This is a genomic window from Cytobacillus sp. C11.1, assembly GCF_058145115.1.
The window spans coordinates 2,293,380-2,314,107 of sequence record NZ_CM176935.1; the positions used below are offsets into that span (position 1 = coordinate 2,293,380).

General features: G+C 42.0%; 18 protein-coding genes. 16 read left to right on the top strand and 2 right to left on the bottom strand.

Annotation, left to right across the window (positions count from 1 at the left end; translation table 11 throughout):
* Nucleotides 1-81 precede the first annotated feature (81 nt).
* From folD to spo0A, 11 genes are all read left to right on the top strand, one after another.
* Nucleotides 82-939 carry a bifunctional methylenetetrahydrofolate dehydrogenase/methenyltetrahydrofolate cyclohydrolase FolD gene (folD, locus tag AC3ZVC_RS11350; RefSeq protein WP_490068519.1) on the top strand — a complete coding sequence of 286 codons (858 nt, stop codon included), beginning with the start codon at nucleotides 82-84 and terminating at the stop codon, nucleotides 937-939.
* A gap of 202 nt (nucleotides 940-1,141) precedes the next feature.
* Nucleotides 1,142-2,482 (top strand): exodeoxyribonuclease VII large subunit, encoded by a 1,341-nt coding sequence (xseA, locus tag AC3ZVC_RS11355; protein WP_490068907.1) that lies wholly within the window; start codon nucleotides 1,142-1,144, stop codon nucleotides 2,480-2,482.
* 5 nt (nucleotides 2,483-2,487) lie between these two features.
* A complete protein-coding gene (locus tag AC3ZVC_RS11360) occupies nucleotides 2,488-2,721 on the top strand; it encodes an exodeoxyribonuclease VII small subunit (protein ID WP_490068520.1) in 234 nt (77 codons plus the stop codon).
* A gap of 5 nt (nucleotides 2,722-2,726) precedes the next feature.
* Nucleotides 2,727-3,617, top strand: coding sequence for a polyprenyl synthetase family protein (locus tag AC3ZVC_RS11365; RefSeq protein WP_490068908.1), 891 nt, complete (start codon nucleotides 2,727-2,729; stop codon nucleotides 3,615-3,617).
* A gap of 855 nt (nucleotides 3,618-4,472) precedes the next feature.
* Nucleotides 4,473-5,090, top strand: coding sequence for a hypothetical protein (locus AC3ZVC_RS11370; protein WP_490068521.1), 618 nt, complete (start codon nucleotides 4,473-4,475; stop codon nucleotides 5,088-5,090).
* A gap of 12 nt (nucleotides 5,091-5,102) precedes the next feature.
* Nucleotides 5,103-6,998 carry a 1-deoxy-D-xylulose-5-phosphate synthase gene (dxs, locus tag AC3ZVC_RS11375; RefSeq protein ID WP_490068522.1) on the top strand — a complete coding sequence of 632 codons (1,896 nt, stop codon included), beginning with the start codon at nucleotides 5,103-5,105 and terminating at the stop codon, nucleotides 6,996-6,998.
* A 3-nt stretch (nucleotides 6,999-7,001) separates the two neighbouring features.
* Complete coding sequence (locus AC3ZVC_RS11380; protein WP_490068523.1) at nucleotides 7,002-7,847, top strand: TlyA family RNA methyltransferase; 846 nt, start codon at nucleotides 7,002-7,004, stop codon at nucleotides 7,845-7,847.
* 202 nt (nucleotides 7,848-8,049) lie between these two features.
* Nucleotides 8,050-8,499: a transcriptional regulator AhrC/ArgR gene (gene ahrC, locus AC3ZVC_RS11385; RefSeq protein ID WP_214722914.1), complete on the top strand. Its 450-nt coding sequence runs from the start codon at nucleotides 8,050-8,052 to the stop codon at nucleotides 8,497-8,499.
* A 155-nt stretch (nucleotides 8,500-8,654) separates the two neighbouring features.
* On the top strand, nucleotides 8,655-10,337 hold the full coding sequence (recN, locus tag AC3ZVC_RS11390) for a DNA repair protein RecN (protein ID WP_490068524.1): 1,683 nt from the start codon (nucleotides 8,655-8,657) through the stop codon (nucleotides 10,335-10,337).
* Between the two features lie 196 nt (nucleotides 10,338-10,533).
* Nucleotides 10,534-11,823, top strand: coding sequence for a SpoIVB peptidase (gene spoIVB / locus AC3ZVC_RS11395; RefSeq protein ID WP_490068525.1), 1,290 nt, complete (start codon nucleotides 10,534-10,536; stop codon nucleotides 11,821-11,823).
* A gap of 320 nt (nucleotides 11,824-12,143) precedes the next feature.
* Nucleotides 12,144-12,932 carry a sporulation transcription factor Spo0A gene (spo0A, locus tag AC3ZVC_RS11400; protein ID WP_490068526.1) on the top strand — a complete coding sequence of 263 codons (789 nt, stop codon included), beginning with the start codon at nucleotides 12,144-12,146 and terminating at the stop codon, nucleotides 12,930-12,932.
* A 133-nt stretch (nucleotides 12,933-13,065) separates the two neighbouring features.
* Here the strand turns inward: spo0A and AC3ZVC_RS11405 are convergent, their stop codons facing one another.
* Both AC3ZVC_RS11405 and AC3ZVC_RS11410 read right to left on the bottom strand, forming a co-directional pair.
* Nucleotides 13,066-13,203, bottom strand: coding sequence for a YycC family protein (locus tag AC3ZVC_RS11405; RefSeq protein ID WP_490068527.1), 138 nt, complete (start codon nucleotides 13,201-13,203; stop codon nucleotides 13,066-13,068).
* A 25-nt stretch (nucleotides 13,204-13,228) separates the two neighbouring features.
* Nucleotides 13,229-13,465 carry a DUF2627 domain-containing protein gene (locus AC3ZVC_RS11410; protein WP_490068528.1) on the bottom strand — a complete coding sequence of 79 codons (237 nt, stop codon included), beginning with the start codon at nucleotides 13,463-13,465 and terminating at the stop codon, nucleotides 13,229-13,231.
* 156 nt (nucleotides 13,466-13,621) lie between these two features.
* Between AC3ZVC_RS11410 and AC3ZVC_RS11415 the strand changes: the two genes are divergently transcribed.
* The 5 genes from AC3ZVC_RS11415 (at nucleotide 13,622) to lpdA (ending at nucleotide 20,702) form a co-directional block, all read left to right on the top strand.
* The gene (locus AC3ZVC_RS11415) at nucleotides 13,622-15,688 is read left to right on the top strand and encodes a sigma-54 interaction domain-containing protein (protein WP_490068909.1); all 2,067 of its coding nucleotides are present in this window, start codon (nucleotides 13,622-13,624) and stop codon (nucleotides 15,686-15,688) included.
* Nucleotides 15,689-15,867: 179 nt separating this feature from the next.
* Nucleotides 15,868-16,770 carry a phosphate butyryltransferase gene (gene yqiS, locus AC3ZVC_RS11420; protein ID WP_490068910.1) on the top strand — a complete coding sequence of 301 codons (903 nt, stop codon included), beginning with the start codon at nucleotides 15,868-15,870 and terminating at the stop codon, nucleotides 16,768-16,770.
* Nucleotides 16,771-16,863: 93 nt separating this feature from the next.
* A complete protein-coding gene (gene bcd / locus AC3ZVC_RS11425) occupies nucleotides 16,864-17,958 on the top strand; it encodes a branched-chain amino acid dehydrogenase (RefSeq protein WP_490068529.1) in 1,095 nt (364 codons plus the stop codon).
* A 197-nt stretch (nucleotides 17,959-18,155) separates the two neighbouring features.
* Entirely contained in the window at nucleotides 18,156-19,265 is a 1,110-nt protein-coding gene (gene buk / locus AC3ZVC_RS11430; RefSeq protein ID WP_490068530.1) for a butyrate kinase, read from the top strand.
* A 15-nt stretch (nucleotides 19,266-19,280) separates the two neighbouring features.
* Complete coding sequence (gene lpdA, locus AC3ZVC_RS11435; RefSeq protein WP_490068532.1) at nucleotides 19,281-20,702, top strand: dihydrolipoyl dehydrogenase; 1,422 nt, start codon at nucleotides 19,281-19,283, stop codon at nucleotides 20,700-20,702.
* The last annotated feature ends 26 nt before the right edge of the window (nucleotides 20,703-20,728 follow it).

Genomic DNA, 20,728 nt, shown 5'->3' on the forward strand with positions numbered 1-20,728 from the left:
GCTGGCGCCGGCGCCATATTGAAAACATGCCGGCGTTCCTTATCATTAGGCGCTTCCGCTGTCCTAATAGGGGGATAAATAATGGCTGCAAAAATAATTGACGGCAAAGAGATTGCAAGAGTAAAACAGGATTCCATAGGAGAGGAAGTTCAAAAGCTGAAGGCAGAAGGAATTACGCCAGGCCTTGCAGTTATTTTAGTGGGAGATAATCCGGCTTCAAAAACCTATGTGTCCAATAAACAAAAAACATGCAATAAACTGGGGATGTATTCCTTGCTGATTGAACTTCCGAAAGAAGTCAGCGAAGGGGAGCTTAAAAGGAAAATCAAAGAGTTAAATGGAGATCCGGATATACACGGAATACTTGTCCAATTGCCGCTTCCTGGCCATATTGATGAAAAGGTCATTATTGAAACAATTACGCCCGATAAGGATGTGGATGGCTTCCATCCAATAAATATTGGCAGAATGATGACCGGCCAAGAGGCCTTAGTCCCTTGTACTCCATTTGGGATTATGGAGATGCTGGATTATATCGGATCTGATATTGCCGGCAAGCATGTGGTAGTTGTCGGCCGAAGTAATATAGTTGGAAAGCCTTCAGGGCAGTTGTTTTTAAATAAAAATGCTACGGTTACCTACTGCCATTCCAAGACAGCTGATTTAAAGGAGCATACGAGAAGAGCAGATATTCTAGTGGCGGCTGTGGGAAAGGCCGGGTTAATTACGGAAGACCATGTGAAAAAAGGTGCAATTATCATAGATGTTGGCATGAATCGAAATCGTGAAGGAAAGCTGTGCGGTGATGTTGATTTCGACGGCGTTAAAGAAAAAGCTGGTTATATAACACCGGTCCCTGGCGGAGTAGGCCCGATGACGATCACTATGCTCATGTATAACACTTTAAAAGCAGCAAGGTCAGTCCAAAGTAAACGTTAATTGTATTTTTGACAACTTCCAATACAGGTGCAAAATCTGTCCATTTCCATTATGCTATATTAAGGACTTTGGTTTTGTGTGCGAATGCACGCAGTCCTAAAGACTTAATTATAAGTGGAAGGGCAGTTTTTTGCTGTCTATGCGGTTAATAGTTCTTGCTTTGGATGCCCAATTGGCGTCTTCGGCAAAAAAGGAGATTGTTATGAAGGAACAGCAGTATCTAACAGTCAACGCTTTAACTAAGTACATAAAAAGAAAATTTGATGCTGATCCTCATTTGCAAAATATTATGGTTAAGGGAGAAATATCAAACTTCAAACAGCATTCCAGCGGCCATATGTATTTTACATTGAAGGATGAAAAAGCCCGAATACTGGCTGTGATGTTTGCAGGAAATGCCCGAACAATGAAATTCAGGCCAGAGAATGGCATGAAAGTCTTGGCCCGGGGTGAAATTTCTGTCTACGAACCAAGCGGGCAATATCAAATTTATATAAAAGAAATGCAGCCGGATGGGGTTGGGGAACTTTATCTTGCCTACGAACAGCTGAAAGAAAAGCTTGAAAATGAAGGCCTGTTTTCAAGAAGCAATAAAATAGCAATCCCGCGTTATCCAAAAACTGTAGCTGTTGTTACCTCCCCAACAGGAGCGGCTATAAGGGATATACTAACGACAATTAAAAGGCGCTATCCAATTGCAAATATACTTATCTACCCTGCACTTGTTCAAGGAAACCAGGCTGCGCCATCCATTGTGAGAGCGATTCAAATGGCAAATGCTTCCCGAGAGGCCGATGTCTTAATTATTGGGCGTGGAGGCGGCTCCATTGAAGAGCTTTGGGCTTTTAATGAAGAGCCGGTGGCAAGGGCAATCTTTCATTCTGAAATTCCTATTATATCAGCTGTTGGACATGAAACAGACTTTACGATTGCCGACTTTGTGGCCGACTTAAGGGCACCTACACCTACGGGAGCAGCTGAAATGGCGGTCCCTCATATTGACGATTTAACAGAGAGGCTATTCAATAGGCAATCGCGGTTAATAAGAGCAATGAAAGAACAAGCTGCCCTTCAGAATGAAAGGCTTAAAAGAGTACATAAGTCTTATGCGTTTCGATACCCTCAAAAGCTGTATGAACAGAAATTGGAGCAGCTTGATAAACTGACAGAACAGCTTGTCAGGGGTTCCAAAAGGCTGCATGATTTAAAACTTGAACAAGCAGACGCTTTACAGAAACGATTGCACCGCAGCCATCCCGGACAGTTGAAGGAGCAGGCCAAGGAGAAGCATGACAGGCTGCATAAGCTTCTTAATAGAGCTTTGGGCAATATTGTGACAGCCAAGGAAAAAGACTTTGCGAGGGCTGTGTCTACATTAGAAGCCCTGAGTCCTCTTAAAATTATGGATAGAGGATACAGCCTTGCATATACAGAAAAAGAAAAGTTAATAAAGACCGTAACTCAAATTAATGTGAATGACCAAATAAAGGTTAAAGTTTCAGATGGTACGATTAATTGCCGGGTAACGGATATTGAGGAGTGAATCGAATGGCGGATGAGAAAAAGCTTACATTTGAAGAGGCTATGGACCAGCTTGAGGTTATTGTCGAAAAGCTTGAAGAAGGGGATGTCCCCCTTGAAGAAGCAATTAATATTTACAAGCAGGGCATGGAGCTTTCAAAACTATGCCATGACAAATTGAAAAATGTTGAATCACAGCTTACGGAAATACTGGCGGAGGATGGCCGAAAAGAAAACTTCGCCATTCCTGAGGAGGAATAACATTGCTGCAACAATCCTTGGTTTCTTTTTCTGACCATCATAAACAAATGCTGGAAAATCAGCTAAAGGAGAGCGTTAACAAATTGAATGCTCCTTCAGCGGTAAAAGAATCAATGCTTTATTCTCTTGAGGCAGGAGGCAAGCGCATCAGGCCATTGCTGTTATTCGCAACATTGGCTGCATTTGAGGAGGATACGGTTAAAGGTTTGTGGACGGCAGCAGCAATTGAGATGGTCCATACATATTCGCTTATACATGATGACCTCCCGAGCATGGATGATGATGATTTGAGGCGAGGAAAGCCAACGAATCATAAAATCTTTGGAGAAGCCTTTGCTATTCTGGCTGGAGATGCCCTGCTGACATATAGCTTCCAGTTAGTTACCGAAACGCCGGACGAATTTGCTTCAGCTGAGATAAAACTTTCGTTAATTAAGGAACTGTCTAAAGCTTCAGGAGCAGAGGGAATGGTTGGAGGACAAGTAGCAGATATTAATGGTGAAGGGCAGCAATTGTCTTTGGAAATATTTGAATACATCCACTTGCACAAAACAGGCAAGCTCTTGAAGTGCAGTGTTGTGTCAGGTGCAATTTTGGCAAAATCCAGTCAGAAAACCATGCAAGCATTATCTGATTTTGCATACCATTTGGGACTGGCTTTTCAAATCAGAGATGATATTCTCGATCTTGAAGGCACAGAAGAGAAGATTGGAAAGCCTATTGGCAGCGATGAGTCAAAAAATAAAAGTACCTACCCTTCCCTTCTTTCAATGGAGGGAGCCAAAGATGCACTCGATCGTCACATAAAATCTGCCAAGGGAAAATTGAAAGAAACAGGATTAAATACGGAACTGCTTGAGGCGATAACCGATTTAGTAGCCAGCAGGGATCATTAAGAGGCTGGGCAGGCCGATTGTTGCACAATCGCAAATATGGTATAATAGGTATATATGGATGGTGCAGTATTCTAGTCGGTCTACCATTCCTGAAGGTGGGGCTAAAAATCCACTAAAGGGCACATCGATGAAGTTCCTTGTTTTGGCTTGAGGCGCCCAGCCTTGGGTCGATTCAGGGTGTAAGGTGTAAGGGCGATCTGCAAAGGCATGTGGGCGTTGACCCTTTCACCGCGGAGGCCCCGAAGGCCGTGCTGCAGCGGAAGCGTAAGCACTGAAGTCTCGGGTTATGAACCTGCAATGTGGTCCAATGGGAGATCACTAGCAGCGTAGCCTGCCTTGAGTGAAGATAGAGGGGATTACAGTTATAAGGGCATACATCAGTTGGCCATTGATATATGCTTTTTCGCCTGTATGAAATCTTCTTTGCAAAAGAGGCTAGGGAAATGGTTAAAGGCTGCCGAGGAAATCTCCTAGACTGTTCCAATGACATATAAAGGGGATTTTAGTGCGGACTAAGTGGCAATCCAGTCTAGCTGGTGGCGACACGGCTAAGGCGGATTTAAAGGGAAACCGCCGGTATGGCGACATCCGGTATTCGCTTGGGAAAACCTACTGGACCTAAGCCGCAATCTTAACCCTTTGTATGGCCATCCACTTTTTGGGTTTTTGAGGGGTTTGCCCCTCTCGTACATATATATGTGTTTTTATTGACAGGTTTCCGTGTGGTTATAGCATAATAAGCACAAATAAAGAGGCGAAGCTCTTGCTGAAGCTGAACGAGCGGAATTCATTTCCCGAAAAACCGGCGAGCTCCGCCTCTTTTTCATTCTAGATCAAAAAGGAAGTTTTACAGAAATGAGAGAGTTGCTGCGGAATTCGATTAAATGGAGCTTCAGTATTGCCGTTATCACTTTTGTGCTAGCGGCTCTTTTTTCAATTATTTCAAACTCCATATTGAACGGTGTATCATGGGGAATTGGGCTGATTGTTGTTGGATTTATTGTTTTAATCGGCATTTTTTTTGATATGATAGGAATTGCTGCCACTGCTGCAGATGAGGTGCCTTTTCATTCTATGGCTTCAAATAAAGTTTTTGGAGCCAGGCATTCGATTCGCATTGTTAGAAATGCCGACCGGTTCGCCAGTTTTTGCAATGATGTAATTGGTGATATTTCTGGCATTATCAGCGGTTCAGCGGCTGCAATTGTTATTGTGCAGTTAACTGTCTCATTTCAGGTGAATGACAGCAGCCTATTTGAATATGCTTCTTCGGTTATCATAACAAGCATTATTGCTGCGATGACCGTTGGTGGAAAGGCATTTGGAAAATCGCTAGCAATAAGGTACTCTAAAGATATTATCTTCCAGGTAGGGAAAGTTCTGCATTTTCTTGAGGATAAATTCCATATTGTTATAATAAAAGACAAGAAAAAAATGAAATTTAAACAACGGACGAATAAGAGACGAAAGTGAGTGGTCCACAGAATGGATCTGTTATCAATTAAAGACCCTTCCTTTTTAAAGGGGCTCTCTAATAAGGAACTTGAAAATCTGAGCCAGGATATTCGGGAATTCCTGATTGAAAAGCTATCGGGTACCGGTGGGCATATCGGCCCCAACCTGGGTGTCGTGGAACTAACTATAGCACTTCATAAATGCTTTGACAGCCCCAAGGATAAAATTATTTGGGACGTCGGACACCAATCCTATGTTCATAAAATATTGACTGGCCGTGCATGCCAATTTGATACATTAAGGCAATACAGAGGTCTTTGCGGCTTCCCTAAAATGGTTGAAAGCGAGCATGATGTTTGGGAAACGGGGCATAGCTCCACATCCTTATCTGCAGCAATGGGAATGGCCATCGCAAGAGACTTGAAAAAAGAGAATAATTATGTAATTCCAGTAATTGGAGACGGAGCATTAACCGGTGGAATGGCTTTAGAAGCTTTAAACCATATTGGCCATGAAAAGAAGAATATGATTGTTATTTTAAATGATAATGAAATGTCGATTGCCCCAAATGTTGGAGCATTGCACAATGTCCTGGGAAGACTAAGGACAGCTGGCAAATATAATTGGGTAAAAGATGAACTTGAGTATTTTTTAAAGAAAGTGCCTGCAGTGGGGGGGAAATTAGCTTCTACTGCTGAGAGGCTAAAGGATAGTCTGAAATATTTATTTGTTTCGGGAATGTTCTTCGAGGAATTGGGCTTTACATATCTGGGGCCAGTGGATGGTCATAATTATGAGGATTTATTTGAGAATTTGGCTTATGCGAAGAAGACTGAGGGACCGGTCCTTCTCCATGTAATTACGAAAAAAGGCAAAGGCTATCAGCCTGCCGAAAGCGATCGAATTGGAACTTGGCATGGTACTGGCCCATATAAAATGGAAACAGGGGATTTTGTAAAACCTGCCAGTGCACCACCCCCTGCCTGGAGCAAGCTTGTCAGCGAGACAGTCAGGAAGCTGGCAAGAAATGATGAAAGAATCGTGGCCATTACCCCTGCAATGCCAGTTGGATCAAAGCTGGAGGGCTTTGCTGGAGAGTTCCCTGATCGCATGTATGATGTAGGGATTGCAGAACAACATGCAGCCACTGTTGCTGCTGGGCTGGCAACGCAAGATATGAAGCCGTTCCTTGCTATCTATTCCACCTTTCTGCAGCGTGCCTATGATCAGGTCGTACATGATATCGCGCGTCAAAATCTGAATGTATTTATTGGGATAGATCGCGCAGGACTTGTTGGTGCGGATGGGGAAACCCATCAGGGAGTCTTTGATATAGCATTCTTAAGGCATTTGCCGAACATGGTTCTAATGATGCCGAAAGATGAAAATGAAGGCCAGCACATGGTTAAAACGGCTATTGAATATAATGATGGCCCAATCGCAATGCGGTTTCCGCGGGGAAATGGCATTGGGGTGCCAATGGATGACGAGCTTAAAACGATTTCAATCGGTACCTGGGAAGTTCTGCGAGAAGGAAATGACGCAGCCATTCTAACCTTCGGCACAACTATTCCTATGGCTTTAAAAGCTGCCTCACTATTGGAAAAGCAAGGATATTCCATTAAAGTGGTTAATGCAAGGTTTATTAAGCCGCTCGATGAGAAATTGCTGAAGGATCTGTTCGCGGTAAATATGCCAATCCTGACGATAGAAGAAGCTGTCCTTCAGGGCGGTTTTGGAAGTGCGGTACTTGAATACGCAAATGAAAAAGGCTTTCATCATGCTGAAATTGACAGGATGGGCATACCTGATAAATTTATCGAGCATGGCAGCGTAAAAGAGCTTTTAGAGGAAATCGGCATGACAGTAGAAGATGTCGTTGAAAGAATGAGTAAATTAGCAAGAAAAAAACAAAAAAGGGCTTAAAGAATGAAAACAAAGAAAGAACGAATAGACGTTTTATTAGTTGAAAGAGGGCTTGCTGAGACAAGGGAAAAAGCCAAAAGAGCTGTAATGGCTGGCCTGGTATTCAGTAATGAAAGCCGCCTTGATAAGCCCGGCGAGAAAGTAAGTGTTGATATTCCTTTAACTTTAAAAGGGAAAGTGATGCCTTATGTCAGCCGCGGCGGGCTAAAGCTTGAAAAGGCCCTGAAGGAATTTGATTTAAATGTAGAAGGCAAAATATTGCTTGATATTGGTGCCTCGACAGGCGGCTTTACAGATTGTGCGCTGCAAAACGGGGCAAAGATGTCTTACGCTCTGGATGTAGGCTATAATCAGCTTGCCTGGAAGTTAAGACAGGATGAACGGGTAGTCGTCATGGAAAGGACAAACTTCCGCTATGTAACGCCAGCCGATCTCACTGCAGGGATGCCTGACTTTGCTTCGATAGATGTTTCTTTCATATCGCTAAAATTGATTCTGCCTGTCCTCAAAACACTTCTTGTACCCGGAAGTAATGTGGTGGCTCTTGTTAAGCCACAGTTCGAGGCAGGCCGTGAACAGGTAGGGAAAAAGGGAATCGTCAGAGATCCGAAAGTCCATGTATCAGTACTTGAAAAAATTATTGAATTTTCGCTTGGCCTTGGATTTGATGTGAGAGATGCATCTTTCTCGCCAATTACGGGGGGAGACGGAAATATAGAATTTTTACTTCATCTGCATTGGGCAGGCAGCAAAGAAGAAGGAGAAGATCTTTTAAAGCTTCAGCCTGATGCGATAGTAAAAGAAGCGCATGCCGAGTTAAAGATAAAGCATGGGAATGGGGAGGAATAGGCGGAAGCCTATTCCTTTTTATTTGTTTCAGCAAGAAAGGATTTTGTCGATGTTTAACGAATTAGTATATTATTATGGGGAAAAATTGTACTTTATAGGGAAAATCGGCTAACATAGGATTAGATTATACTTTAATTATTAATTGGATTTGTAAAAGCTAGCGTGCAAGCCGGTAAGCGGTTTAATTATAGAGGTGATAAAAGTGAATAAAGGCCAGAGACACATCAAAATTCGCGAGATTATAACGAATAACGATATTGAAACTCAGGATGACCTTGTTGATGAACTAAAGAATGCGGGATTTAATGTAACCCAAGCAACAGTCTCGAGGGATATTAAAGAACTTCATCTTGTAAAGGTTCCATTAATGGATGGAAGGTATAAATACAGCCTTCCTGCGGATCAGCGCTTTAATCCACTGCAAAAGCTGAAAAGAAATCTGATGGATGCCTTTGTCAGAGTGGATACAGCAGGACACCTGCTTGTTATGAAGACTCTTCCCGGGAATGCAATGGCCATTGGGGCTCTCATTGATAATTTGGACTGGGATGAAATTTTGGGAACCATTTGCGGCGATGATACATGTTTAATCATATGCAAAACACCAGAGGATACAGAAGCGATTTCAAACCGATTTCTTGAAATGCTTTAGATTAATGAGTCAGTACTTCAATACATGTCTAGCTTCAGCGCCTACCCCGCGAGGTCACAAGACAAGCCTCCCAGAAGGGTAGAGAACATCTTCCCGTGAGGCCCGTCTTGTCTGGGGTGAGTGAGGCGCCTCTGCTTTTCTAATGAGGTGATAAGATGTTAAATGAAATATCAATACGAAATTTTGCTATTATAGAAGCCCTTTCTGTCTCATTTGAAAAGGGCTTAACTGTTTTAACCGGTGAAACCGGGGCAGGGAAGTCCATCATTATTGATGCGATTCATTTGCTTGTAGGCGGCAGGGGATCAGCCGAGTTTGTTCGCCATGGGGAGGAAAAGGCTGAAATTGAAGGGTTATTTCAACTGGATGACCCCAAACATCCCAGCTATAAAAAGACATCTGAATTTGGCATAGATATCGAAGATGGCATGGTCGTTCTGCGGAGGGATATATCGAAGTCAGGGAAGAGTGTCTGCAGGGTTAACGGGAAACTAGTTACAATCTCAACCTTACGGGAAATAGGAAGTACCCTCATTGATATCCACGGGCAGCATGAGCATCAGGAGCTAATGGATGATACACTGCATTTAACACTCCTGGATCAATTTGGCGGGAATAAATTATCAAACGCTTTAGCAGAATATCAAGGGATTTACAGATCGTATGAAAGTACGTTAAAGAGACTCAAAAATTTAAGCGAAAATGAACAGCAAATGGCACACAGGCTGGACTTAATACAATTTCAGATGGATGAAATCCAGTCGGCGCAGTTAAAAATAAATGAAGATGATGAGCTATTTGAAGAAAGAAGAAAGCTTTCGAACTTTGAGCGTATTTATGATTCCCTTCAATCGGGTTATAACGGCCTTCAAGGCGACCAAAAGGGGCTTGACTGGATAGGGATGGTTATGGGGCATTTGCAGGATGCAGCCGGGCTAGACCCTGCCTTTCAAGAAATAGCCGAGAATGTTTCAAACAGCTTTTATTTGCTTGAGGACGCTGCAAGATCACTCCGGAATGAAATGGACTTTATGGAATATGATCCTCAGCGGCTCAATGAAATAGAAGACAGGTTAAACGAAATTAACGGTTTAAAACGCAAGTATGGGAAGACGGTGGAAGAAGTCCTTGAGTATGCAGCAAAGATTGAAGAGGAAATCGAGACTCTGCAAAATAAAGAGACGCACATAGATAAACTCGAAAAGGAAGTTTCAGCGCTGAAAAAAGATCTTCTGGTCGAAGCGGAAGAACTGAGCCAGCTTAGGAAAAAGGCGGCACGTCAATTAACAAAGTTAATCCATAAAGAACTTAAGGAATTATACATGGAAAAGACCGTTTTTGAAGTCAGATTCTCATCTGAACATGACAGCTTTTTAAAGAATGGGATTGACAGGGCAGAATTTTATATTTCCACCAACCCTGGGGAGCCCGTCAAACCATTGTCGAAGATTGCATCTGGTGGGGAGCTGTCCAGAATTATGCTGGCTTTAAAAAGCATTTTTTCAAAGCATCAGGGTGTTACCAGTATCATTTTCGATGAGGTAGACACAGGGGTCAGCGGTCGGGTCGCACAGGCAATTGCTGAAAAAATTCATCATGTTTCCGTAAATTCGCAAGTCTTATGCATTTCTCACCTGCCGCAGGTTGCTGCAATGGCAGATACACATTTATTTATTGCCAAAAACACAAAAGACGGGCGAACAAAAACAACTGTCAAACCATTAACGGATGATGAAAAAATTAAAGAAATCGGTCGAATGATTTCCGGGGTAGAGATCACTGATTTGACGAAAGAGCATGCCAAAGAGTTACTCCAGCTGGCGAATCAGTTAAAATAATTACCAGATGTCCAAAGCCTATGCTTTTCTTTTACAAAAAGCAGCATGGGCAGGCAGGGCGCTGATACCTTGAAAAGCTATCCAAAGAAGGATAGCTTTTTTTATATCAATGGCTGTTATAAATGCCTTCAATGCAGGCAAAATTAAAGATGTAGCCATTTAACGTGGGGGACTAGAAGCGAGGAGAGTGAAAAATTTGACATATGAAGTACTGCGTAAAATAATTGGTGGAATTCTCCTTGTTTCATTAATTGCATTAGGTTTTTCTAAGCCTGTTCAAGATTATTTGCAAATACCTGCAAATATAACTCTTTTTGAAGGACAACAGCTTGATTTTGTAAAAGCAGAAGCCGTATCAGCTGGCTTGTCCATAGATAATTCAAGTATATCACTGAAAGAAGATAACAATTCAGTTTCTCTTCAAGCACGAGAGAACGGAAAAAATGAAATGTTTTTAGAATTGGCTGGTTTTCCGATAAAGAAGGTTGATGTTAACGTTTTAAAGGATTTCAAAGTTATCCCTGGCGGTCAAAGTATTGGGGTAAAGCTTAATACTGTAGGCGTGTTGGTTGTAGGCCATCACCAGGTAAATACTCTTGAAGGAAAAGCTTCACCGGGTGAAACTGCGGGCATAAAAATAGGAGATATCATTACAGAAATTAATGGCAAGAAAATCGAGAAGATGTCAGATGTAGCTCCATTTGTTCAGGAAGCAGGAAAGTCGGGTAATCCGCTCCAGATTGTTGTCAGCCGTGAAAGCGGCAAAGTAAAGACCGAGCTTACACCTTTGAAAGAAAAAGGCGAGGAAACCTATAAGCTTGGACTTTATATTCGGGATTCCGCAGCCGGTATCGGCACAATGACTTTTTATCACCCTGAATCAAAGAAATATGGGGCCTTGGGCCATGTTATTTCTGATATGGATACCAAGAAACCGATTGTGGTGGAGGACGGTCAAATTGTCAGATCCACTGTTACTTCGATAGAAAAAGGCAGCAACGGAAATCCGGGTGAAAAACTGGCTCGATTCTCTTCGGATAAAGAAATCATCGGGAATATTGTCAGAAACAGCCCTTTCGGAATATTTGGCGAATTAAACCGTGATATGAAGAATGGAATTTTTGACAAACCTATGCCTATTGCACTATCGCATCAAGTAAAAGAAGGTCCGGCACAAATCTTGACTGTGGTCGATAATGATGAAGTTTCGCTCTTTGATATTGAAATAGTAAGCACCATTCCGCAAAAATTCCCTGCAACCAAAGGTATGGTTATAAAAGTTACAGACCAAAAGCTATTGGATAAAACAGGCGGTATTGTTCAGGGGATGAGTGGAAGCCCGATTATACAGAATGGCAAAATTATTGGAGCAGTAACCCATGTTTTTGTAAATGACCCGACTTCCGGATATGGTGTCCATATAGAATGGATGTTAAATGAAGCCGGTATTAATATATATGAAAAGACAGAGGAAAAAGCATCGTAAAAAAATAAAAATGGATAAATGAAAAAAGGCGGGATAATCCCGTCTTTTTTTATTTTTATGTTAAAATAGATTCCATAAAGATTTTTCGACAAAACCATTTGAAAGTTAAAGTAAATGACGAAAGTAGTCGAAAAGAGAAGAAAACAAAAGAAAAATTAAGATTTCGCCGGTTTTTTAAGAAATTTTCAAAAAACTAAAGGATTTTTTGTTGCATTGTCGAATTTGTCATTTAGAATAGAAAATAGATACCGAAAAGAGCGTGTTCAATTTTTTTGAACATATTTCAAAAGAGACCATAATTGGACCGAGGAGGAAAGTAAGTGAAGAAAATAAAAGTTTGTGTTGTGGATGACAACAGGGAGCTAGTCGGCCTTTTAGAAGAATATATATCTTCTCAGGAAGATATGGAAGTTGCAGGGGTAGCCCATAATGGACAGGAATGTTTGGATGTTTTGGAGCATACTCACCCAGACGTTCTTGTATTAGATATAATCATGCCTCATTTAGATGGACTTGCAGTCCTTGAAAAGATGAGAGACTTAAATTTGAATACTCTCCCTAACGTCATTATGCTGACTGCTTTTGGCCAGGAAGATGTTACTAAGAAGGCAGTTGACTTGGGAGCATCCTACTTTATCCTGAAACCATTTGATATGGACAATTTGGCAAGCCATATTCGCCAGGTCAGCGGAAAGTCCAGTGCTGTACTTCGGAAGCCATCTCCTGCATATCGCCAACAGGCAGAGGCAAAGCCAAAGAACCTGGATGCAAGCATCACAAGCATCATCCATGAAATTGGTGTTCCTGCCCATATTAAGGGCTATTTATATCTTCGTGAAGCCATCTCTATGGTATACAATGATATTGAACTTCTCGGTTCCATTACAAAAGTGCTGTATCCTGATATTGCAAAGAAGTTTAACACTACTGCGAGCCGTGTGGAACGTGCGATCCGACATGCAATTGAAGTTGCCTGGAGCCGCGGGAATATTGATTCCATTTCATCTCTGTTTGGATACACAGTCAGCATGACAAAAGCAAAGCCAACAAACTCCGAATTCATCGCGATGGTTGCTGACAAGCTCCGTTTGGAGCATAAGGCTTCTTGAAAGGGTAAGGATTAAAATAACGTACTTATAAATTTCATCAAGTTCTTTCAACGCTCCTTTAAAGGGGCGTTTTTAAGTGCAATAAAAAAGGTTCAGCGTGAAATTTTAATTCATGCTGAACCTTTTTTGTATTTTACTTTTCTTCCTTTTCAAGCTCGATCATTTTCTGAATCAATATATGCTGCGGCATATGCATAATTTGCTCCAAAGGAAGATTAAGTTTCTCTGACAGTTTAATAGCTGTTTCCGGCGAGATTTGCAATGGTCTCACGGATGTTCCCCTCACTTCATTAAATTTATTTAATCTTAAACCGTGCTTGCACCTTGTTTCTTTTCCGATCGCGGTAAAGGATAAAGCCTGCGATAAAGCCAAGCCCGATTATTAAAAACAGCAATCCTGCAGTAAATTGCAGCCATAAATATGGAAATGGGCTCTGCAGGTTGCCAAAGACCATATCTCTCATTAATTTTATTCCATAAACAGCTAATACCCCTGGAAGCAAAAGAATCAATAATGCAATTAGTCTGATCATATAACAGTTCCCTTCATATCGAAGTCATCTATCGAAATAATAAATCATTAAAGAAATTTGTCAAGTCCAGCAACTATGCTAAAATATAACCGTGAAGAATATTGCATGATCATATGAATGAGTATGCAAAGATTTTCAGTGAAAGCGGGTTAAATGATGCAAACAGTAATGATAGTAGGAGCAGGAAAAGGCGGAACGGCCATATTAAAAATTATAAAAGAAACAGCTGTTTTGGATGTTAAAGCTATGGTAGATATTAATACCGATGCTCCTGGACTGAAGCTTGCGAAAGAAAGTGGGATTCCGTTTGGCGCCAATTGGCGTGAATTCATGAATCAAAATATAGATATTATTGTTGAAGTTACAGGAAATGATCAGGTCTTTGTAGATATTAGAGAAGCAAGAAGCAAGGACACCGTTCTAATACCGGGAAGTGTTGCTTATTTAATCGCAAAGCTGCTTGAGGAAAAGGAAGAGCTGATTACTAAATTTAGAAATGAAGCATATAAACATGATCTGATTTTTAATTCTACTGATGATGGCATGATAGTCATTAATAATAATGCCGAGATTACTGTTTTTAATCGAAGTGCAGAGAGAATGACGGAAATAAAAAGAAAAGATGCCATTGGCCAAAAGGTAAATGATGTTATAACGGATAGCCTGCTGCCCAGAGTATTGGAAACAAGAAGGTTAGAGGCCAACCAGGAAATGATCTTAGGCAATGGCCTTAAAATCATTACGACGAGAATACCGATGCTTGGAGAAAATAATGAGCTGATGGGTGCCTTTGCGGTCTTTAAAGATATTACTGAGGTAGTTTCGCTTGCAGAGGAAATAACAGATCTCAAGGAAATACAGACAATGCTTCAGGCGATTATCCAGTCCAGTGAAGAAGCTATTTCAGTTGTAGACGAAAATGGAAAAGGGATATTGATAAATCCGGCTTATTCACGTCTGACAGGGCTTAAAGAGGAAGAAGTGATCGGTCAGCCTGCGACCACAGACATCTCTGAAGGGGAAAGTGTACATATGAAGGTGCTCCAAACAAGAAGAGCGATGAGGGGAGTGGCCATGAGGGTCGGACCCAAAAGGAAGGATGTTGTGGTTAATGTCGCTCCTGTTATCGTCAATGGAAAATTAAAAGGAAGTGTAGGCGTCATTCATGATGTCTCGGAAATTCAAAGTCTCAATCAGGAATTGAATCGGGCCAGGCAGATTATCCGAACCTTAGAGGCAAAATATTCATTTGAGGATATCATTGGAACATCAGAAGAAATGACCATTGCCATTGAGCAGGCAAAGCTCGGCGCAAAAACACCAGCAACGGTTTTGCTCCGGGGCGAATCCGGTACAGGCAAAGAACTATTTGCTCATGCAATCCATAATGCCAGTGACAGAAAATATAACAAGTTTATAAGGGTAAACTGTGCTGCTTTATCTGAATCCCTATTGGAAAGCGAGCTGTTCGGTTATGAGGAGGGTGCGTTTTCCGGAGCGAAAAGAGGCGGAAAACGAGGACTTTTTGAAGAAGCCAATAAAGGGAGCATCTTTCTGGATGAAATTGGTGAGTTGACGGCCAATACTCAAGCCAAGCTACTCAGGGTTCTGCAGGAGCATGAAATAACCCGGGTTGGCGGTACAAAGCCAATTCATATTGATGTTAGGGTAATTGCTGCAACAAATGTCAATTTAGAAAAAGGAATTGCAAGTGGCACTTTCAGGGAAGACTTATACTATAGGCTTAATAGGATGCCGATACATATTCCTCCTTTAAGAAGAAGGAAGGAGGATATCACGCTGCTTAGCAGCAGGCTGATTCAAAAAATTAATCAGGAATATGGGCGAAATGTCGAGGGAGTAACGGAAAAAGCGATTAGAAAGCTGATGGCCTATGATTGGCCAGGGAACGTAAGGGAACTGGATAATATTCTCGGGAGAGCAATCATCTTTATGAGCTACAACGAAACGGAAATAGAGGAAAGGCATATCCCGGAACTCCTCAGCTCGAATAGCCCAGCTGCCAGTCAGGAAATTAGCGAGGCAACGAAGGATAAAACTTTGTCCCAATTAGTTGAGCAATATGAGGAAAAAATGATCAGGCAGACCCTTCAGAAGCTGGAGGGGAATAAAACGCTGACAGCAAAAACGCTTGGTTTGTCTGTAAGAAATCTTTACTATAAGCTGGAGAAATATAATATTGCAAATAATAGCATGCAATAATTTTCATAGTGTGCAATTTTTTTCATGTTTTAGTGGAGTGAGTAAAGCGCTTTCATGGGGTTTGTAAGTTGGCACACTTCTTGCAAGTATTAAAATCGGATGCAGCATCAAGATTTGAAAGTAAAGTGAAGAAGCTTGGCTTAGTGCCTTGCGCTTTTTCTGGTAAGGGGGTTGAACAGATGGAATTGGATTCGCTTATAGCAAGAGCAACCCAATATGATGAAAAAACGGTAGCCGTAGCTGCAGCAGAGGACGAAGAAGTGCTGGAAGCTGTCGCAGAAGCGATTAAGCTTAACTTAGCAAGCTTTTTATTATTCGGAAATGAAGAAAAGATTCACGAGTTAATAAATCAGAAGTATAGTGAAATATTTGAAAGCCCTAAGCTGAAAATCATTCATGCAGATACTGCAGCTTCGGCGGCAGAACAGGCTGTGAGGGCTGTACAGGAACTTAAAGCTAACGTTTTGATGAAAGGGAATATTCCTACTGCAGGAATCTTAAAAGCTGTTTTGAATAAAGATTTCGGTTTAAGAACAGGAAATGCTTTATCGCATGTTGCGGTGTTTGAGGTTCCAGGCTTTGACCGATTTACAATTATAACAGATGCAGCTATGAATATTGCACCTGATCTTAATCAGAAAGCCCAAATAGTGAAAAACGCAGTTAATATAGCAAGAAGCATCGGGATTGAGAAGCCGCTGGTTGCACCGATTGCTGCTGTGGAGGTTGTTAATCCGGCTATGCAGGCCACGCTGGATGCGGCTGCTTTAACTCTTATGAACAAGCGGGGACAAATTAAAGATTGTGTTGTGGATGGCCCTTTGGCTTTAGATAATGCAATTTCTTTTGAGGCTGCCGAACATAAGGGGATAAAGAGTGAGGTTGCCGGACAGGCAGACATATTATTAGTGCCCACAATAGAAGTGGGGAATGCTTTATATAAATCTCTCGTCTACTTTGCTAAAGCAAAGGTAGGCGCGGTTATTGCCGGCGCTAAGGCGCCTATCGTTCTAACATCCAGGTCTGATTCTGCTGAAAGCAAAGTGTATTCTTTAGCGTTAGCTATCTGCTCTGCAAAATAGAATATTATGCGGCTTGATTGCCTGCTGTAAAAACACGATATACCAGATGAAAATAACATACTTCTTTAAAAGAATCCGGGGAGGAATTTTAAGATGGAAATCTTCAAATACTTAGAAACTTATGATTATGAGCAAGTTGTTTTTTGCCAGGATAAGCAATCAGGATTAAAGGCTATTATTGCCATTCACGACACCACTTTGGGACCTGCCCTTGGGGGAACGCGCATGTGGACTTATGAATCCGAAGGAGCGGCTATCGAAGATGCGCTTCGCCTTGCCCGCGGCATGACTTATAAAAACGCGGCTGCCGGCTTAAATCTTGGGGGCGGAAAAACAGTTATTATCGGCGATCCGCGCAAAGACAAAAATGAAGAAATGTTCCGTGCCTTCGGACGCTATATTCAAGGCTTAAACGGCCGTTACATCACTGCAGAGGATGTAGGGACTACTGTAGCTGATATGGACCTGATCCACGAGGAGACTGATTATGTAACGGGAATATCACCAGCTTTCGGCTCTTCAGGAAATCCTTCACCTGTAACTGCCTATGGCGTATACAGAGGAATGAAAGCCGCAGCAAAAGCAGCCTTTGGAACAGACTCTTTGGAAGGCAAAACAATTGCTGTTCAGGGTGTTGGAAATGTTGCGTACAATCTTTGCCGCCACCTGCATGAAGAAGGAGCTCAGCTGATTGTAACGGATATTAATAAAGAAGCAGTTCAGCGTGCAGTTGAAGAATTTGGCGCAAAAGCTGTTGAGCCAAATGAAATTTATGGAGTTGATTGTGATATTTACGCTCCATGTGCATTAGGTGCAACCATTAATGATGATACAATTCCTCAGCTAAAAGCAAAAGTTATCGCAGGAGCTGCCAACAATCAGCTTAAGGAAACACGCCATGGCGATCAAATACATGAAATGGGCATCGTCTACGCCCCTGACTATGTCATAAATGCTGGCGGGGTTATTAACGTTGCAGATGAGTTATACGGCTACAACCGTGAACGCGCCATGAAAAAAGTTGAAACTGTTTACAATAATATTGAAAAAGTTATTGAAATTGCTAAAAGAGATGGCATACCAACATACAAGGCGGCTGACCGTATGGCTGAGGAAAGAATTGAAAGAATGCGCAATTCCCGAGGCCAATTTTTGCAAAACGGCCACCATATCCTAAGCCGCAGATAAAACAGGCAATGGCCGAATTGAATAGGAGTCATTGAATCCATGGCCATTTATGCCCGGAAAGCAAAAACGCTGAATGAAAATTCAGCGTCTTTGCCTTTAAATATAGAACTGAAAAAATACGCAGCGGCAGCTTGAGTTCCTTTGTAAAAGGTTTCTCATTACAAGGGAGTTTTCCGCTTTCTAATGGAGGTTTAAACGTGCTAGAACAAGAACATCGAATTCTCGTCATCAATCCGGGATCCACTTCAACAAAGATTGGAGTTTTCGATAATGAGATTTCTGTCCTGGAAAAAACATTGCGCCATGATACAGATGTCATTAACTCATTTGAAAATATTATCGACCAATATGAATTCCGTAAAAACACTATTCTTGAAACATTGGATCATGAAGGGATCAATATTTCAAAGCTAAGTGCTGTATGTGGCCGCGGCGGGCTGCTCCGTCCCATAGAGGGGGGCACTTATACTGTAAATGAGGCAATGCTTAAGGATTTGCGCGCTGGTTTTTCAGGTCAGCATGCTTCAAACCTGGGCGGAATCCTTGCATATGAAATTGCTTCTGGGCTGAATATCCCATCTTATATTGTTGACCCGGTTGTGGTTGATGAGCTTGATCCAATTGCCCGAATTTCCGGCTTTTCAATGATTGAAAGAAAAAGCATATTTCACGCTCTGAACCAAAAAGCTGTTGCTAGAAGAGTTGCAAAAGATCTTGGAAAGAGATATGAGGAGCTGAACTTGATTGTCACTCATATGGGCGGCGGCATTACGGTTGGTGCCCATAAGCAGGGCAGAGTGGTTGATGTCAATAACGGCTTGCACGGCGACGGACCATTCAGTCCTGAACGGGCAGGAACAGTCCCTGCTGGCGATTTAGTTGCACTTTGTTACTCTGGAAGCTTTTATCGTGAAGAAGTTATGAAAAAGCTTGTTGGACAAGGCGGACTTGTCGGTTATCTAGGAACAAATGATGCTGTAAAGGTTGAAAAGATGATCGAAAATGGAGATGAAAAAGCTAAGCTGGTTTATTCTGCAATGGCTTATCAAGTTGCAAAAGAAATTGGCTCCGCCAGTGCTATACTGGGCGGCAAGGTAGATGCCATCATTCTTACAGGAGGCCTGGCTTATGGAAAAGGTTTCGTAAAAGAAATCAGTGAGCGCATCAACTGGATCGCTGATGTAATTATCCAGCCAGGCGAAAATGAGCTTCAGGCACTCGCAGAAGGGGCTTTGCGTGTCCTGCGCGGTGAAGAAAAAGAAAAAGAATATCCAGGAAAAACAGCAAACAAAGCAGCAATCAAATAAAAAGGGGGAAGCAACTTGGCACAGGAGTATGATTTAGTCATCTTAGGCGGAGGCACAGGCGGTTATGTAGCCGCCATCCGTGCATCCCAGCTGGGATTAAAAACGGCAATAGTTGAAAAAGGCAAGCTGGGAGGAACCTGCCTACACAAAGGGTGTATTCCAAGTAAGGCATTATTGAGAAGTGCTGAAGTTTTTGCAACAGCAAAACATAGTGAAGATTTTGGTGTTGTTATAAGCGATGTATCCATCAATTTTGGAAAAGTTCAGGAAAGAAAGAACAAAATCGTTGACCAGCTGCATAAGGGAGTACAGCACCTAATGAAGCAGGGGAAGATTGATGTTTTTGAAGGAATAGGACGCATTTTGGGACCTTCCATTTTTTCTCCAATGCCTGGCACAATTTCTGTTGAAATGAACAATGGCGACGAGAACGAAATGCTGATCCCTAAGAACGTCATTGTTGCTACAGGTTCGCGTCCGCGCAGTCTTCCAGGATTGGATATTGATGGCCAATTGGTAATGACTTCAGATGAGGCGCTGGCTTTGGAAGAAATTCCAAGTTCCATCATTATTGTCGGCGGCGGTGTAATCGGGATTGAATGGGCTTCAATGCTATCTGATTTCGGTGCTGATGTGACAGTTCTTGAATATGCAGATCGCATTATTCCTACAGAAGATAAAGAAATATCAAAAGAAATGCAGCGCCTCATGAAAAAGAAAGGCGTAAAAATAGTTACAGGTGCCAAGGTTCTTCCTGAAACATTGCAAAAAGGAGAAGGCGTAACGATTTCTGCAGAAGTGAAGGGGTCACAAAAGGAATTCTCTGCTGAAAAATTGCTTGTTTCAGTCGGCCGCCAGGCAAATGTAGAGGGGATTGGCATAGAAAATACAGAGATCCAAATTGAAAAAGGCTTCATTACAACGAATGAATACTTCCAGACAAAGGAATCCCATATCTATGCGATTGGTGATGTTATAGGCGGCCTTCAGCTTGCCCATGTTGCATCCCATGAAGGGATTGTTGCTGTAGAGCACATTGCTGGGCATAATCCTTCTCCAATTGATTACAGCCTGGTTTCCAAATGTATTTACAGTGCACCAGAGGCAGCAAGTGTAGGATTAACAGAGGATGAAGCAAAAGAAAAAGGCTTTAATGTAAAGACTGGCAAGTTCTCATTCCGCGCAATCGGCAAGGCACTTGTATTTGGAGAGTCAGATGGCTTCGTCAAAATAGTTGCTGATAAAGATACCGACGATATCCTTGGTGTACATATGATTGGCCCGCATGTGACAGATATGATTTCAGAAGCTGGCCTTGCGCGTGTCCTTGATGCTACACCATGGGAAGTGGCTCATACCATTCACCCTCACCCAACTTTATCAGAAGCAATCGGTGAAGCTGCTCTGGCAGTTGATGGGAAAGCGATTCATGGTTAAAAGATATTTGAAGCAACTGAATATGC